A 15,401-nucleotide genomic window follows, 5' to 3' on the forward strand; every position below is an offset into this window, starting at 1 on the left:
TGAGAGACGTGAGAGAGAGCTGACACCGATGTCCGACGCCCAGAAACTGGACGACAAGAAGCTGCTCGACTACCTCAGGCGCGCCACCGCCGACCTCGGCGAGGCCAAGCGGCGGCTGCGGGACGCCGAGAACGCCCGGCGCGAGCCGATCGCCATCGTCTCCATGGGCTGCCGCTACCCCGGTGGCGCCGACACGCCGGAACGGCTCTGGGACCTCGTCGCCGACGGCCGCGACGCCATCACGCGCTGGCCCGTCAACCGGGGCTGGGACACCGACGCCCTGTACGACCCGGACCCCGACCGGCCGGGCACCTCCTACACCCGGCACGGCGGCTTCCTCCACGACGCCTCCGAGTTCGACGCCGAGTTCTTCGGCATCTCACCGCGCGAGGCCCTGGCGATGGACCCGCAGCAGCGGCTGATCCTGGAGACCGCCTGGGAGACCGTGGAACGGGCCGGGGTCGACCCGACCTCGCTGCGCGGTACCCCGACGGGGGTCTTCCTCGGGGCCATGGGCAATGACTACGGCGCGACGTCCCGTCAGCTCCCGGAAGTGCAAGGGCTGTTGGATACCGGGACGGCCAGCAGCGTGGCCTCCGGGCGCGTCGCCTACACCCTGGGCCTCGAAGGGCCCGCCGTGAGCGTGGACACCGCCTGCTCGTCCTCCCTGGTCGCCCTGCACCTGGCGATCCGTGCGCTACGGGCCGGCGACTGCTCGCTCGCCCTGGCGGGCGGCGTGGCCGTGATGGCCACCCCCGACGCCTTCATCGCCTTCAGCCGGCAGCGGGCGCTGTCCGCGGACGGCCGCTGCAAGGCGTTCGGCGCGGGCGCGGACGGCACCGGCTGGTCCGAGGGGGCCGGGGTGCTGCTGCTGGAACGGCTCTCGGACGCCCGCCGCAACGGCCACCCCGTGCTGGCCGTGGTCCGCGGCTCCGCCGTCAACCAGGACGGCGCGAGCAATGGCCTCACCGCGCCCAGCGGCCCCGCCCAGCGCCAGGTGATCCGGGCCGCGCTCGCGGACGCGGGGCTGACGGCCGCCGACGTCGACGCGGTGGAGGCGCACGGTACGGGCACCCGGCTGGGCGACCCGATCGAGGCGCGGGCGCTCCTGGCGACGTACGGACAGGGCCGCCCGGCGGAACGGCCGTTGTGGCTCGGTTCGCTGAAGTCGAACATCGGGCACACCTCCGCCGCCGCCGGTGTGGGCGGCGTCATCAAGACCGTGCTGGCCATGACGCACGGCGAACTGCCGCCCACCCTGCACGCCGACGAGCCCACCCCCATGGTCGACTGGACGGCCGGCGCGGTCCGGGTGCTCAGCCGGTCGGAGCCGTGGCCCGAGACCGGCCGCCCGAGGCGGGCCGGCGTCTCCGCGTTCGGCGTCAGCGGCACCAACGCCCACCTGATCCTGGAACACGTACCCGAGCCAGACGCCCCGGAGCCGGCCGCCGTCGAACCGACCGCCCCAGGCGTGGCCGCCCCCGCCGTGACCGCCACTGGTACGGCCGCTTCGGACTCAGCCGCCGGCGACCCGGCCGCCCCCGACCCGGACGGCAACGCCGCACCCGCCCCCGCCCCCGTACCCGCGAACCTCCCCTGGGTGCTCTCCGCGCGCAGCGAGGCGGCCCTGCGCGACCAGGCGCGGCGGCTGCTGGGCCACCTCGATGCCGCCGCGCCCGCGCCGCCGCCCGCCGGGATCGGCCGGGCCCTCGCCACCACGCGCGCGGCCCTGACCCACCGGGCCGTCGTCGTGGGCGCCGACCTCGACGCGCTGACGGCCGGGGTACGGGCGCTGGCCGACGGCGCGCCCGCGCCGCACCTGATCCAGGCAGCGGTCGGGACGACCGGCCGCACGGTGTTCGTCTTCCCCGGCCAGGGCTCGCAGTGGGCAGGAATGGCCGCCGAACTCCTCGACGCGGAGCCGGTGTTCGCCGCTCGGATCGCCGAGTGTGAGCGGGCTCTGGCCCCGTTCGTCGACTGGTCGTTGGAAGCGGTTCTACGGGCCGGGGCTGACGCGCCGTCATTGGAACGGGTCAACGTGGTGCAGCCTGCCTTGTTCGCGGTGATGGTGTCGCTGGCAGCGGTGTGGCGTTCGTACGGCGTGGAGCCGGGTGCTGTCGTCGGTCATTCTCAGGGCCTTTCGGTCGCCGCTGTCAATGGCCCTGCCTCCACCGTGGTGTCGGGTGACGCGGGCGCGCTGGATGAGCTGTTGGAGCGGGCCGAGGAGCGGGGGGTGCGGGCCCGGCGCGTACCGGTGGACTACGCCTCGCACTCCGCCCACGTCGAGGACATCCACGGCCAACTCCGCGCAGAACTAGCCGAACTGACGCCCCGCCGGGCCGACGTGCCGTTCTACTCCACGGTCACCGGCGACCTGCTGGAGACCACGGCCCTCGACGCCGAGTACTGGTACCGCAACCTGCGGCAGACCGTCGAGTTCGAGAAGGCCACCCGCGCCCTGCTCGACGCCGGGTTCCGGTTCTTCGTGGAGCCCAGCGCGCACCCCGTCCTCACCTTCGGCGTGCAGGAGACCGCCGACGCCGCCGGCGTCGCCGACTCCGGGCAGGGGCCCGCCGTGGCGCTCGGCACGCTGCGGCGGGACGACGGCGGCCCGGACCGCATGCTGCTCTCGCTGGGCGAGGCATGGGCCGGCGGGCTGCGGCTCGACTGGGGACGGGTGTTCCCCGGCGCCGGGGGCGGGCACGTGGCGCTGCCGACGTACGCCTTCCAGCGCGCCTCGTACTGGCTCCAGGACCCCGACGGCGCGCGGGGCGGCGGCACGGGCGGGGCCGGCGGCGCGGACCAGGACGGGTTCTGGGAGGCGATCGGCGGCGGCGACCTCGACCGCCTCGCCTCGACCATCGGCGTCGGCCCGGACGACCCGCTGAGCGTCGTACTGCCCGCCCTCACCGACTGGCGGACGCGCCGTCAGGAACGGTCCGTGGTGGACTCCTGGCGGTACCGCCTCGACTGGCGCGCCCTGCCGGAGGGCGCCCCCGCCGCGCCGTCCGGCACCTGGCTGGTGCTGTCGTCGGCCGCCGACGCCGAGGACCCGCGCTCGGCCGGCTGCCTGCGCGCCCTCGCGACGGCCGGGGCCGTCACCCTGCGCCTCCTCCTCACGGAGGCGGACACCGACCGCGCGACCCTCGCGGCGCGCCTCGCCGAGACCGTGGACGCGGTGGGCGGCCCGGTCGCGGGGGTGCTGTCCCTCCTCGGCCTGGACGAGAACCCCCACCCCGTCCACACCACCGTCCCCATGGGCACCGCGCTGAACCTGGCCCTGGCGCAGGCGCTCGGCGACGCCGGAGTCGAGGCGCCCCTGTGGTGGGCCACCCGCGCAGCCGTCGCGACCGGCCCCGACGACGGGCCGGTCAGCGCCGCCGCCAGCCTGCTCTGGGGCCTCGGCCGCGTCGCCGCCCTGGAGTACCCGCGCCGCTGGGGCGGGCTCGTCGACCTCCCCGACACCCTGGACGACGCCACCGCCGCCCGGCTCTGCCGGACCCTGGCCGGCGGCCTCGGCGACGAGGACCAGGTGGCCGTCCGCGCGTCGGGCTGCCACGGCCGCCGGCTGGTACGGGCCCCGCTCGGCGACGCCCCCGCGCCCCGCGACTGGCGCCCCCGCGGCACCACCCTGATCACCGGCGGTACGGGCGGCATCGGCGCCCAGATCGCCCGCTGGCTGGCGCGGCGCGGCGCGGAACACCTCGTCCTGGTCAGCCGCGGCGGCCCCGACGCGCCCGGCGCCGCCGAACTCTCCGAGGAACTGACCGGCCTCGGCGCCCGTACCACCCTCGCCTCCTGCGACGTCGCCGACCTGGCCGCGCTGCGCTCCCTCAAGGAGGGCCTGGAGCGGGACGGCTGCGAGATCCGCACCGTCCTGCACGCCGCGGGCGGCGGCTCGCTCGTGCCGCTGCCCGACACCGACCTGGCCGAGTTCGCCGAGACGCTGTACGCGAAGGTCGGCGGGGCCCGCAACCTCGACCTGCTCTTCGACGGCGATGGCGACGGCGATGGCGACGGTGCCGGAGAAGGCGCAGGCGAAGGCGGAGGCGGCCCGCTCGACGCGTTCGTGCTGTTCTCCTCCATCTCCGGCGTGTGGGGCAGCGCCATCCACGGCGCGTACGCCGCCGCCAACGCCTACCTCGACGGGCTGGCCGAGCGCCGCCGCGCCCGCGGCCGGGCGGCGACCTCGGTGGTGTGGGGCATCTGGAGCCCCGAGGACGGCGGCGGCATGGCCGCGAACCTCGTCGAGGAGGAGCTGCGCGGCCACGGCATCCTCTTCATGCCGCCCCCGGTCGCCATCACCGGGCTCCAACAGGTGCTGGACCACGACGAGACCGTGGTGCTCGTCGCCGACGTCGACTGGGAGCGCTTCGCCCCCGTCTTCACCTCGGCCCGGCCCAGTCCGCTCATCAGCGAACTCCCGGACGTACAAGCGGTACTGACGGCAGAGCGGGAAGGCGACGAGGCCGGTGCGGGAGGGGCCGCCGCCGCGCTGCGGAGCAGGCTGCTGGCGCAGCCGGCGGCCGAGCGCCACCGGACCCTCGCCGACCTGGTCCGTACGCACGCGGCCGGCGTGCTCGGCCACGACTCGCCGGACGCCGTCACCCCCGGCCGCGCCTTCCGCGACCTGGGCTTCGACTCGCTGACCGCCGTCGACATGCGCAACCGGCTCACCGCCGCCACCGGCCTCAAGCTGCCCGTCACCGTCGTCTTCGACTACTCCTCCGCCACCGCCCTCGCCCGCCACCTGGGCGCCCTCCTCCTGGGCGACGCGAGTACGGGAGAGGGGGCGCCCCTCGCCGCCGGAGCCCTGCCCGTACCGGCCGCCGGGCCCCTGCCCGTACCGGCCGCCGCCGCGCCGCCGGACGACGACCCCATCGCCATCGTCGCCATGAGCTGCCGCTACCCCGGCGGCGTACGGACCCCCGAAGACCTGTGGCGCCTGGTCGCGGAGGGCAGAGACGCCGTCACCGAACTCCCCGCCGACCGCGGCTGGGACCTGGCCGACCTCTACGACGCCGACCCCGACCGGCCCGGCAAGAGCTACGCGGCGGCGGGCGGCTTCGTCCACGACGCCGGACGGTTCGACCCCGCCTTCTTCGGGATCTCCCCGCGCGAGGCTCTGGCCATGGACCCGCAGCAGCGGCTGCTCCTCGCGACCTCCTGGGAGGCGATCGAACGCGCGGGCATCGACCCCGCCACCCTGCACGGCACCCGTACGGGCATCTTCGCGGGCGCCTCGTACCAGGGGTACGGCGGCAGCATGCGCGACGTGCCCGACGAACTGGAGGGCCTGTTCATCGCGGGCATCTCCACCAGCGTCCTGTCCGGCCGGGTCGCCTACCAGCTCGGGCTCCAGGGGCCCGCGATCACCGTGGACACCGCCTGCTCCTCCTCCCTGGTCGCCGTCCACCTGGCGGCCCGCGCGCTGCGCGCCGGGGAGTGCACGCTGGCCCTGGCCGGCGGCGCGACCGTCATCGGCACCCCCTTGTCGTTCACCGGCTTCAGCCGCCAGCGCGGGCTCGCCGAGGACGGCCGCTGCAAGTCCTTCGCCGCGTCGGCGGACGGCTTCGGCATGGCCGAGGGCGTCGGCCTGCTGGTCCTCGAACGGCTCTCGGACGCCCGCCGCAACGGCCACCCGGTCCTCGCGCTGGTCCGCGGCTCCGCCGTCAACCAGGACGGCGCCAGCAACGGCCTGACCGCGCCGAGCGGACTCGCGCAGCAGCGGGTGATCCGCGGGGCGCTGGCCGACGCCGGGCTGACCGCCGCCGACGTGGACGCCGTCGAAGCGCACGGCACCGGCACCCGCCTCGGCGACCCCATCGAGGCCGACGCGCTGCTGGCGACGTACGGTCAGGACCGGGCCGCCGGGCGGCCGTTGCTCCTCGGCTCGCTGAAGTCCAACATCGGCCACAGCCAGGCCGCCGCCGGGGTCGCGGGCATCATGAAGATGGTGCTCGCGATGGAGCACGGCGTGCTGCCCCGCACCCTGCACATCGACGAGCCGACCCCCAACGTCGACTGGAGCACGGGCGCCGTCTCCCTGCTCACCGAGGCCGCGCCCTGGCCGGAAGCCGGCCGCCCGCGCCGGGCGGGCGTCTCCTCCTTCGGCCTCAGCGGCACCAACGCGCACATCATCGTCGAACAGCCGGAGCCGGAGGCACTGCGGGAGACCGAACCGGAGCCGGAGCCGCAGGCGGGCGCGTCCGAGCCGTACGAGGCCGGGGCCGCCCCGGAAGCGCACGTCCCCGAAGCGGTTCCGTGGGTCCTCTCCGCCCGCACCCCTGACGCGCTCGCCGCCCAAGCCGCCCGACTGCACGACCATTTGACGGGCCATCCGGAGATCTCCGCGCGGGACGCCGGCTACTCCCTCGCCACCACCAGGACCGCCTTCGAGCACCGCGCCGCCGTCGTCGGAACGGACCGCGAGGCGCTGCTCGCCGGGCTCGCCGCCCTGGCGGCCGGGGAACGCGCCCCCGGCCTGGTCAGCGGCGCCGTGGCCCGGTCCGACCGGACGGTGTTCGTCTTCCCCGGCCAGGGCTCGCAGTGGACCGGCATGGCACGTGAACTCCTCGACACCTCACCGGTGTTCGCCGACCACATCGCCGCCTGCGAACGGGCCCTCGCCCCGCACCTCGACTGGTCGCTGCTGGAAGTTCTCCAGGACGCCCCGGACGCGCCGCCGCTGGACCGCGTGGACGTGGTGCAGCCGGTGCTGTTCGCGGTCATGGTGTCGCTGGCCGGCCTGTGGCGCTCGTACGGGGCCGTCCCCGACGCCGTGATCGGCCACTCGCAGGGCGAGATCGCCGCCGCCTGCGTCGCGGGCGCCCTCTCCCTGGAGGACGCCGCGCGGGTCGTCGCGCTGCGCAGCAAGGCGCTCCGCGCGCTGACCGGCCGCGGCGGCATGCTCTTCGTGCCGCTCCCCGCCGACCGCGTCCGCGAGCGGCTGACCGCCTGGGACGGCGTGCTCGGCGTCGCCGCCGTCAACGGGCCGACCTCCGCCACGGTCTCCGGCGACCCGGCGGCCCTCGCCGGGCTCCAGGACGCGCTCTCCGCCGACGGCGTGCTGTGCTGGCCGATCCCCGGCGTGGACTTCGCCGGCCATTCCGTACAGGTCGAGGAGATCCGCGAGGAGCTGCTGACCGTCCTCGCCGGGGTCCGGCCGCGCCCCTCCGACGTGCCGTTCTACTCCACGGTCACCGGCGGGCCGATCGACACCGCGGCCATGGACGCCGAGTACTGGTACCGCAATCTGCGGCAGCCCGTGGAGTTCGCGCGGACCGTGGACGCGCTGCTCGCCGACGGGCACGGCGTGTTCGTGGAGTGCAGCACCCACCCCGCCCTCGCCGTCTGGCTCCAGGAGGCCGTCGAGGCCGCCGGGGCGGGCGGCGGCGTCGTGGCGACGCTCCGTCAGGACGAGGGCGGGCTCGACCGGTTCCTCGCCTCGCTCGCCCACCTGCACGTGCTCGGCGCGCCCGTGGACTGGGAGGCCGTCTTCGCGGGCACCGGCGCTCGCGTACGGCCGCTGCCCACCTACGCGTTCCAGGAGCAGCAGTACTGGTTCACGGCCACCGCCACCGCTCCCGGCGAGGCCCAGGACACCCCGGCGCTCGACAGCGGGTTCTGGGAGGCCGTGGAACGGGAAGACCTCGACGCCCTCGCCGACACGCTCCGCGTCGACGACGCGGAACTGCGCGCCTCCCTGGCCGGCGTCGTCCCCGCCCTCTCCGGCTGGCTCCGCGAACGCCGCGGCCACTCCACCGTCGACGGCTGGCGCTACCGCGTCACGTGGAAACCACTGCCGACCGGCGGCGAGCCCACCCTCCACGGCACCTGGCTGGTCGCCGTGCCCGCCACGGCCGCCGACGGCCCCACCGCGACGGCCTGCGTACGGGCCCTCGCCGCGCACGGGGCCCGGCCGGTCCTCATCGCGGCGGACCGCGAGGCCGCCGACCGGGGCCGCTTCGCCGCGCTGCTCCCGGACGGCCTCGCGGCCGAGGCGCCCAGCGGGGTCCTGTCCCTGCTGGCACTCGACGAGTCGCCCTACGCCGAAGGCTCCGCGATGCCGACCGGGCTCGTTCTCACCGTGGCCCTGCTCCAGGCGCTCGGCGACGCCGGACTCGACGCGCCCGTCTGGTGCGCGACCCAGGGCGCCGTCTCCATCGGCAGGTCCGACCGGCTGCGCAGCGCCACCCAGGCGCTCGCCTGGGGGCTCGGCGGGGTCGCCGGGGTCGAGTACCCGCAGCGCTGGGCCGGGCTGATCGACCTCCCCGAGCACCTGGACGACCGGGCCCTGGCCCGGCTGGCCGAAGCGCTGTCCGGCATCGGGAACGGCACCGGCCCCACCGCCGGAAGCGACGGCGACGCCGACGGCGAGGACCAGCTCGCGCTCCGCGCCTCCGGAGTGTTCGCCCGACGGCTCGCCCCCGCCGCCGTCGGCGACACAACGCCCGCCCATACGTGGACACCTGACGGTACGACACTCATCACCGGCGGCACCCGCGGCCTCGGCGCGCAAGTCGCCCGCCACCTCGCCCGCGCGGGCGCGGAACATCTGCTGCTCACCAGCCGCCGCGGCGCCGGCACCCCCGGCGCCGACGCCCTCCTCGCCGAACTGGAACAGCTCGGCGCCGACGTGACGGTCGCCGCCTGCGACGTCGCCGACCGGGACGCCCTGGCGGAGCTGCTGGCCGCCGTCCCCGCCGGGCGGCCGCTGCGCGCCGTCGTGCACGCGGCGGGCGTCCTGGACGACGGCGTCATCGACTCGATCACCCCCGAACGGGCCGCGGGCGTCCTACGACCCAAGCTCGACGCCGCCCGCCACCTCGACGTCCTCACCCGCGACCGCGACCTGACCGCGTTCGTGCTGTTCTCCTCGCTCGCCGGCACCCTCGGCGGCACCGGCCAGGGCAGCTACGCGGCCGCCAACGCCTACCTCGACGCCCTCGCCCAGCAGCGCCGCGACCGCGGCCTGCCCGGCACCTCCGTGGCCTGGGGCCTGTGGGCCGGCGACAGCCTCGCCGCCGGGGCCGTCGGCGACCGCCTCGTACGCAACGGGCTTCCCGCGATGGACCCGGAACTCGCGACCGCCGCCCTCCAGCAGGCCCTCGACCACGACGACACCCACCTCCTCGTCGCCGACTTCGCCTGGGACCGCTTCGTACGGGCCTTCACCGCCCTCCGCCCCAGCCCCGCCATCAGCGAACTCCCGCCCGTACAGCGCGTATTGGCAGAGACGGGGTCGGCCGGCGGCGAGAGCCGAGGGGCGGACTCGCCGGCCCGGCGGCTGGTCGCGCTGCCCGCCGCGGACCGCGACCGCGCCCTCCTCGACCTCGTACGCACCGAGGTCGCCGACGTGCTCGGCCACCCCGGGCCCGAGGCGGTCGACCCCGACCGGGCGTTCAAGGACATCGGCTTCGACTCGCTGACCGCCGTCGACCTGCGCAACCGCCTCGCCGAGGCCACCGGGCTGCGGCTGTCGGTCACCCTGGCCTTCGACTACCCGACGGCGACCGTACTGGCCGGACACCTGCGCACCGAACTGCTCGCCGCGTTCGGCGGCCCCGAGACCGCCGCGGCCGAGGACCACGCCGCCCCGCGCGACAAGGCGGCCGACGACGACCCCATCGCCGTCGTCGCGATGAGCTGCCGCTTCCCCGGCGGCGTCACCACCCCCGAGGAGCTGTGGACCCTCCTCACCTCCGGCGGGGACGCCATCAGCGGCTTCCCCACCGGGCGGGGCTGGGACCTCGAAGGGCTCTACGACCCCGACCCGGACCGCGTCGGCAGCACCTACGCGCGCGAGGGCGGCTTCCTGCACGACGCCGACCACTTCGACCCGGCGTTCTTCGGGATCTCCCCGCGCGAGGCCCTGACCATCGACCCCCAGCAGCGGCTGCTCCTCGAACTCTCCTGGGAGGCCATCGAACGCGCGGGCATCGACCCCCTCGCCCTCAAGGGCAGCGCGAGCGGCGTCTTCGTCGGATGCAGCCACCACGACTACGGCTCACGGGTCGCCGAACCCTCCGAGGAGTCCGAGGGCTACCTCGGCATCGGCAGCGCCGGCAGCGTCGCCTCCGGCCGCATCTCCTACAGCCTCGGCCTGGAGGGCCCCGCCGTCACCGTCGACACGGCGTGCTCCTCGTCGCTGGTCGCGGTGCACCTCGCCGCGCAGGCGCTGCGCGCCGGAGAGTGCGCGCTGGCCCTGGCCGGCGGTGTGACCGTGATGTCCACGCCCGGCGCGTTCGTCGAGTTCAGCAGGCAGCGCGTGCTCGCCGCCGACGGCCGCTGCAAGCCCTTCGCGGCCGCCGCCGACGGCACCTCCTGGTCCGAGGGCGCCGGACTGCTGGTCCTCGAACGGCTCTCGGACGCCCGCCGCAACGGCCACCCCGTGCTCGCGCTGGTCCGCGGCTCCGCCGTCAACCAGGACGGCGCCAGCAACGGCCTCACCGCGCCCAACGGCCCCTCCCAGCAGCGCGTCATCCGGCAGGCCCTGGCGGGCGCCGGGCTGACCGCCGCCGACGTGGACGCCGTCGAGGCGCACGGCACCGGCACCAAGCTCGGCGACCCCATCGAGGCACAGGCGCTGCTGGCGACATACGGTCAGAACCGGCCCGCCGAGCGGCCGTTGCTTCTCGGCTCGCTGAAGTCCAACATCGGCCACAGCCAGGCGGCGGCCGGCGTCGCGGGCATCATGAAGATGGTGCTCGCCATGCGCCATGGCGAGCTGCCGCACACCCTGCACCTCGACGAGCCGACGCCCTACGTGGACTGGTCGGCCGGCTCCGTACGCCTGCTGACCGAACGCACCGCGTGGCCCGAGACCGGCCGTCCGCGCCGCGCGGGCGTCTCCTCCTTCGGCGTCAGCGGCACCAACGCCCACACCATCCTCGAACACGTGCCGGAACGGGAACCGGAGCGGGCCCCGGGGCCGGACGCGAAACCGGCCCCGGAACCGGCCGCCACCCCCACTTCCGCCGCGTCCGCCCCCACCCCCGTCGCCCCGGAGGAGCAACGCCCCGTCCTGCCCTGGCTGCTGTCCGGCCGCAGCGCCGACGCCCTCCAGGCCCAGGCCGGGCGGCTGCTCCAGCACCTCCGCACCCACCCCGCCGACCCCGCCGACATCGGCTACTCCCTCGCCGCGCAGCGCAGCGCCTTCGAACACCGCGCGGTCCTCACCGGCGAGTCCGAGCCCGCCCTGCTCGCCGCCCTGACCGCCCTCGCCGCCGGCGAGCCCTCGCCCGACCTGGTACGCGGCGTCACCGGCGGCGCGGGCAAGACCGCCTTCCTCTTCCCCGGCCAGGGCAGCCAGCGCCCCGGCATGGGCGCCGGCCTGTACGCGCGCCACCGGGTCTTCGCCGACGCCTTCGACGCGGTCTGCGCGGAGTTCGACCCGCTCCTCGACCGCCCGCTCCGCGACGTGATCGACGCGGGGCCGGACAGCCCCGACGCCGGGCTGCTGGACCGCACCGCCTACACCCAGCCCGCCCTCTTCGCGCTCGGCGTCGCCCTCTACCGGCTGGTCGAGCACTGGGGCATCACCCCCGACCACCTCCTCGGGCACTCCGTCGGCGAACTGGCCGCCGCCCACGTCGCCGGGGTCCTCACCCTCCCCGACGCCGCCGCGCTCGTGGCGGCCCGGGGCCGGCTGATGGAGGCCCTGCCGGCCGGCGGTGCGATGGTCTCCCTCACCCTCTCTGAGACGGACCTGCTGCCGCTGATGGGCGGTCAGGAGGGCGTCGTCAGCATCGCCGCCGTCAACGGGCCCGCCTCCACGGTGATTTCAGGTGACGAACAGGCCGTCGCGGACATCGCCGCGCGGGCGGCGGCGCTCGGCCACAAGACGAAGCGGCTGCGCGTCAGCCACGCCTTCCACTCGCCGCGTATGGCACCGATGCTCGACGAGTTTTATGAGATCGCCGCGCGCGTCGCGTACGGACGGCCGAGCGTCCCCATCGTCTCCGACCTGACCGGGACGACCGCCACCGACGAACAGCTCGCCTCCCCGCACTACTGGACGGACCACGTACGCGGCACCGTCCGCTTCCTCGACGGCCTGCGTCACCTGGAGCGCCAAGGGGTCACGGCCTGCCTGGAACTCGGCCCCGACGGCGCCCTGAGCACCATGGGCCAGGACTGCCTGGGCGACGCCTCCGACGGCGCGGTCCTCGTGCCGCTGCTCCGCAAGGACCGCCCCGAGCCCGCCGCCCTCACCACAGCCCTCGCCCGGCTGCACGTACACGGCACCGCGATCGACTGGCCCGCCGTCTTCGTCGGCAGCGGCGCCCGCCCCACCCCGCTGCCCACCTACGCCTTCCAGCGCCTGCCCTACTGGCTCGCCGCCAAGGCCGCCACCGCCGACCTGCCCGCCGCCGGACTGCGCCCCGCCGAGCACCCCCTGCTCGGCGCGGCCTGCCGCCTCGCCGACACCGGCGCGTTCCTGTTCACCACCCGGCTCTCCGTCCGCACCCACCCCTGGCTCGCCGACCACGGCGTGTACGAGGGCGTCCTCTTCCCCGCCACCGCCTTCCTGGAACTCGCCCTCCACGCCGCCGACCGGACCGGCTGCGCCGCCGTCGAGGAACTCACCCTCGAAGCGCCGCTGCTCCTCCCCGAGACCGGCGCGATCGCCCTGCAACTCGCCGTAGGACCGCCCGACGGCTCCGGAGCCCGCCCCGTCACCGTCCACGCCAGGCCGGACGACGCCCTGCCCGATGACCCCTGGACCCGTCACGCCAGCGGCCTGCTGACCGGAGCCGACCAGGCGGCGGCCCTTGAGGAGAACGGCGCCGAGGACTTCGCGCTCTGGCCCCCGGCCGACGCCGAGCCGCTGGACGCGGACGGCCTCTACGCACGGTTCGCCGAGGGCGGCTTCGCCTACGGGCCCGCGTTCCAGGGGCTGCGCGCCGCCTGGCGGCGCGGCGACGAGGTCTTCGCCGAGGCCGCCCTGCCCGCCGCGCAGCAGCCGGACGCGGGACGGTTCGGACTCCACCCGGCGCTCCTCGACGCGGCCCTCCACGCCCTCGTCTTCGACGTGCTCGAAGGCCCCGCCAAGGGCTGGCTGCCGTTCTCCTGGAACGGCGTCCGCCTGCACGCCACCGGAGCGAACACGCTGCGGCTCCGGCTGACCCCGGCCGGCCGCGACACCGTCGCCGTGACCGCGGCCGACACCACCGGACACCCGGTCCTCTCCGCCGCCTCCCTCGTGCTGCGGCCCGTCACCGCCGACCAGGTCAAGGCGGCTCGCGGCGGCCACCACGAGGAACTGTTCCGCCCCGAATGGCACGCCGTGCCGCCACAGCCCGTCGCGGCCGAGTCCACCGCCGACTGGGCCACGCTCGGCGCCGACGCCCCTTGGTGGCAGCCCACCCCGGCCCGTACCGCCCCGGACCTCGCGGCCCTCGCGGCACAGATCGACGCGGGCGCGCCCACGCCCCGCCTCGTACTGGCCACCTGCCCGCCCGCGGCGGGCGACGGCACGGGCGCGGACGCGGATGCCGTACGGGCCGCCGTCGCCGATGTCCTCGCGCTGCTCCAGCAGTGGCTCGCCGACGAGCGGTTCGCCACCGCCAAGCTCGCCTTCGTGACCTCCGGCGCGGTGGCCGTCGATGCCGGGGACGATGTCGGCGACCTGGCGCACGCCGCCGTGTGGGGGCTGGTCCGCACCGCCCAGACCGAGCACCCCGACCGCTTCGTGCTCGTGGACCTCCAAGGCCACGCCGGCCACGACGACGCACCGGGCGCCCTCCCCGGCGCCCTCGCCACGGGCGAGCCGCAGCTCGCCGTACGGGCCGGGGCCGCGTACGCCGCCCGGCTGGCGCGCGTACCCCTGTCCGCCCCCGAACGCCGACCCGGCTGGGACCCGCACGGCACCGTGCTGATCACCGGCGGCACCGGTGCCATCGGCTCCCACCTCGCCCGCCACCTCGTCACCGAACACGGCGTACGGCACCTGGTGCTCACCAGCCGCACCGGCCCCGCGGCGGCGGGCGCGGCCGACCTCACCGCCGAGCTGGCCGCGCTCGGCGCCCGGGCCGAGGCCGTCGCCTGCGACGCCGCCGACCGCGACGCGCTCGCCGCGCTGCTCGCCGGCATCGACCCGGACCACCCGCTGACCGGCGTGGTGCACGCGGCCGGCGCCCTCGCCGACTCCGTCGTCGCCACCATGACCCCCGAACAACTCGACACCGCGCTGCGCCCCAAGGTGGACGCCGCGCTCAACCTCCACGAACTCACCGCCGGCCTCGACCTGTCGGAGTTCGTCCTCTTCTCCTCCATCGCCGGCGTCTTCGGCGGCATGGGCCAGGGCAACTACGCGGCCGCCAACTCCTTCCTCGACGCCCTCGCCCACCGGCGGCGGGCCCAAGGACTGCCCGGCGCCTCCCTCGCGTGGGGACTGTGGGCCAACGGCGGCGGCATGACCGGCGGACTGACCGAGGCCGACCTGCGGCGGATCGCGCGCGGCGGCATCGTCGCGTTCACCCCCACAGAGGGGCTGGCCCTGTTCGACGCGGCGGGCGCGGTCGCCGAACCCGTGCTGCTGCCGCTGCGCCTCGACACCGCGGCCGTACGCGCCCAGGCCGCCGCCCAAGGCGTGCCGCCGCTGCTCAGCGGACTCGTACGGGCGCCGGCCCGGCGCGCCGAGGCGGGCGCCGCGACCGCGACCGAGCCCCAGGGCGGGGCCGACGCGGCGGCGGCGCTGCGCAAGCGGCTCGGCGGGCTCAACGCGGCCCAGCGCGACCGCGTCCTGCTCGACCTCGTCCGCTCGCACGCCGCCATGGTCCTCGGCTTCGCCGGCGCCGCCGCCGTGGAACCCGGCCGCGGCCTCCTGGAGCTGGGCTTCGACTCGCTGACCGCCGTCGAACTGCGCAACCGCCTCCGCGCCGCCACCGGGCTCCGCCTCCCGGCCACCCTGCTCTTCGACTACCCGACGTCGACCGCCATCGCCGGACACCTCGCCGCCGAGTTCGTACCGGACCCCGCCGCGGACTCCGCCGCCGACCCCGGCCCGGCGCCCGGCCTGCCCGAACTGGACCGGCTGGAGCGCGTACTCGACGGCGGCGACCTGGACCGCGCCGCCCGCGCCACGCTCACCGAACGGCTGCGGCAACTGCTGAGCGGACTCGACCCGGACGGCGGCACGTACGGGAACGGGAGGGACGGGGGAAACGGTGGGAACGGCAGCGGTCCAGGCGGGAACGGCAACGGCAGCAACGGCAATGGCAATGGCAATGGCGAGAACGGAAACGGCGACGGGAAGGGCACGACGATCGAGGACCGGATGGACGGCGCGACGGACGACGAGCTCTTCGACCTCATCGACAACGAACTCGGCACGTCATGACGCGGACCAGGCACCAGACCCCACCCCGGCCGAGCAAGCGGAGCAAGGTGACCGA

General features: G+C 76.0%; 1 protein-coding gene. It reads left to right on the forward strand.

Translation table 11 applies throughout. The annotated features are described in order from the left end of the window. The first annotated feature begins 28 nt into the window (after positions 1-28). Positions 29-15,346: a type I polyketide synthase gene (locus IF55_RS32370; protein WP_048832936.1), complete on the forward strand. Its 15,318-nt coding sequence runs from the start codon at positions 29-31 to the stop codon at positions 15,344-15,346. Positions 15,347-15,401 lie beyond the last annotated feature (55 nt).

Source organism: Streptomyces varsoviensis (genome assembly GCF_000718635.1).
Classification (GTDB): domain Bacteria; phylum Actinomycetota; class Actinomycetes; order Streptomycetales; family Streptomycetaceae; genus Streptomyces; species Streptomyces varsoviensis.

Bases quoted from the DNA above. Each gene is read 5' to 3' on its own strand.
- IF55_RS32370 (WP_048832936.1), top strand. From the start codon at position 29: ATGTCCGACGCCCAGAAACTGGACGACAAGAAGCTGCTCGACTACCTC.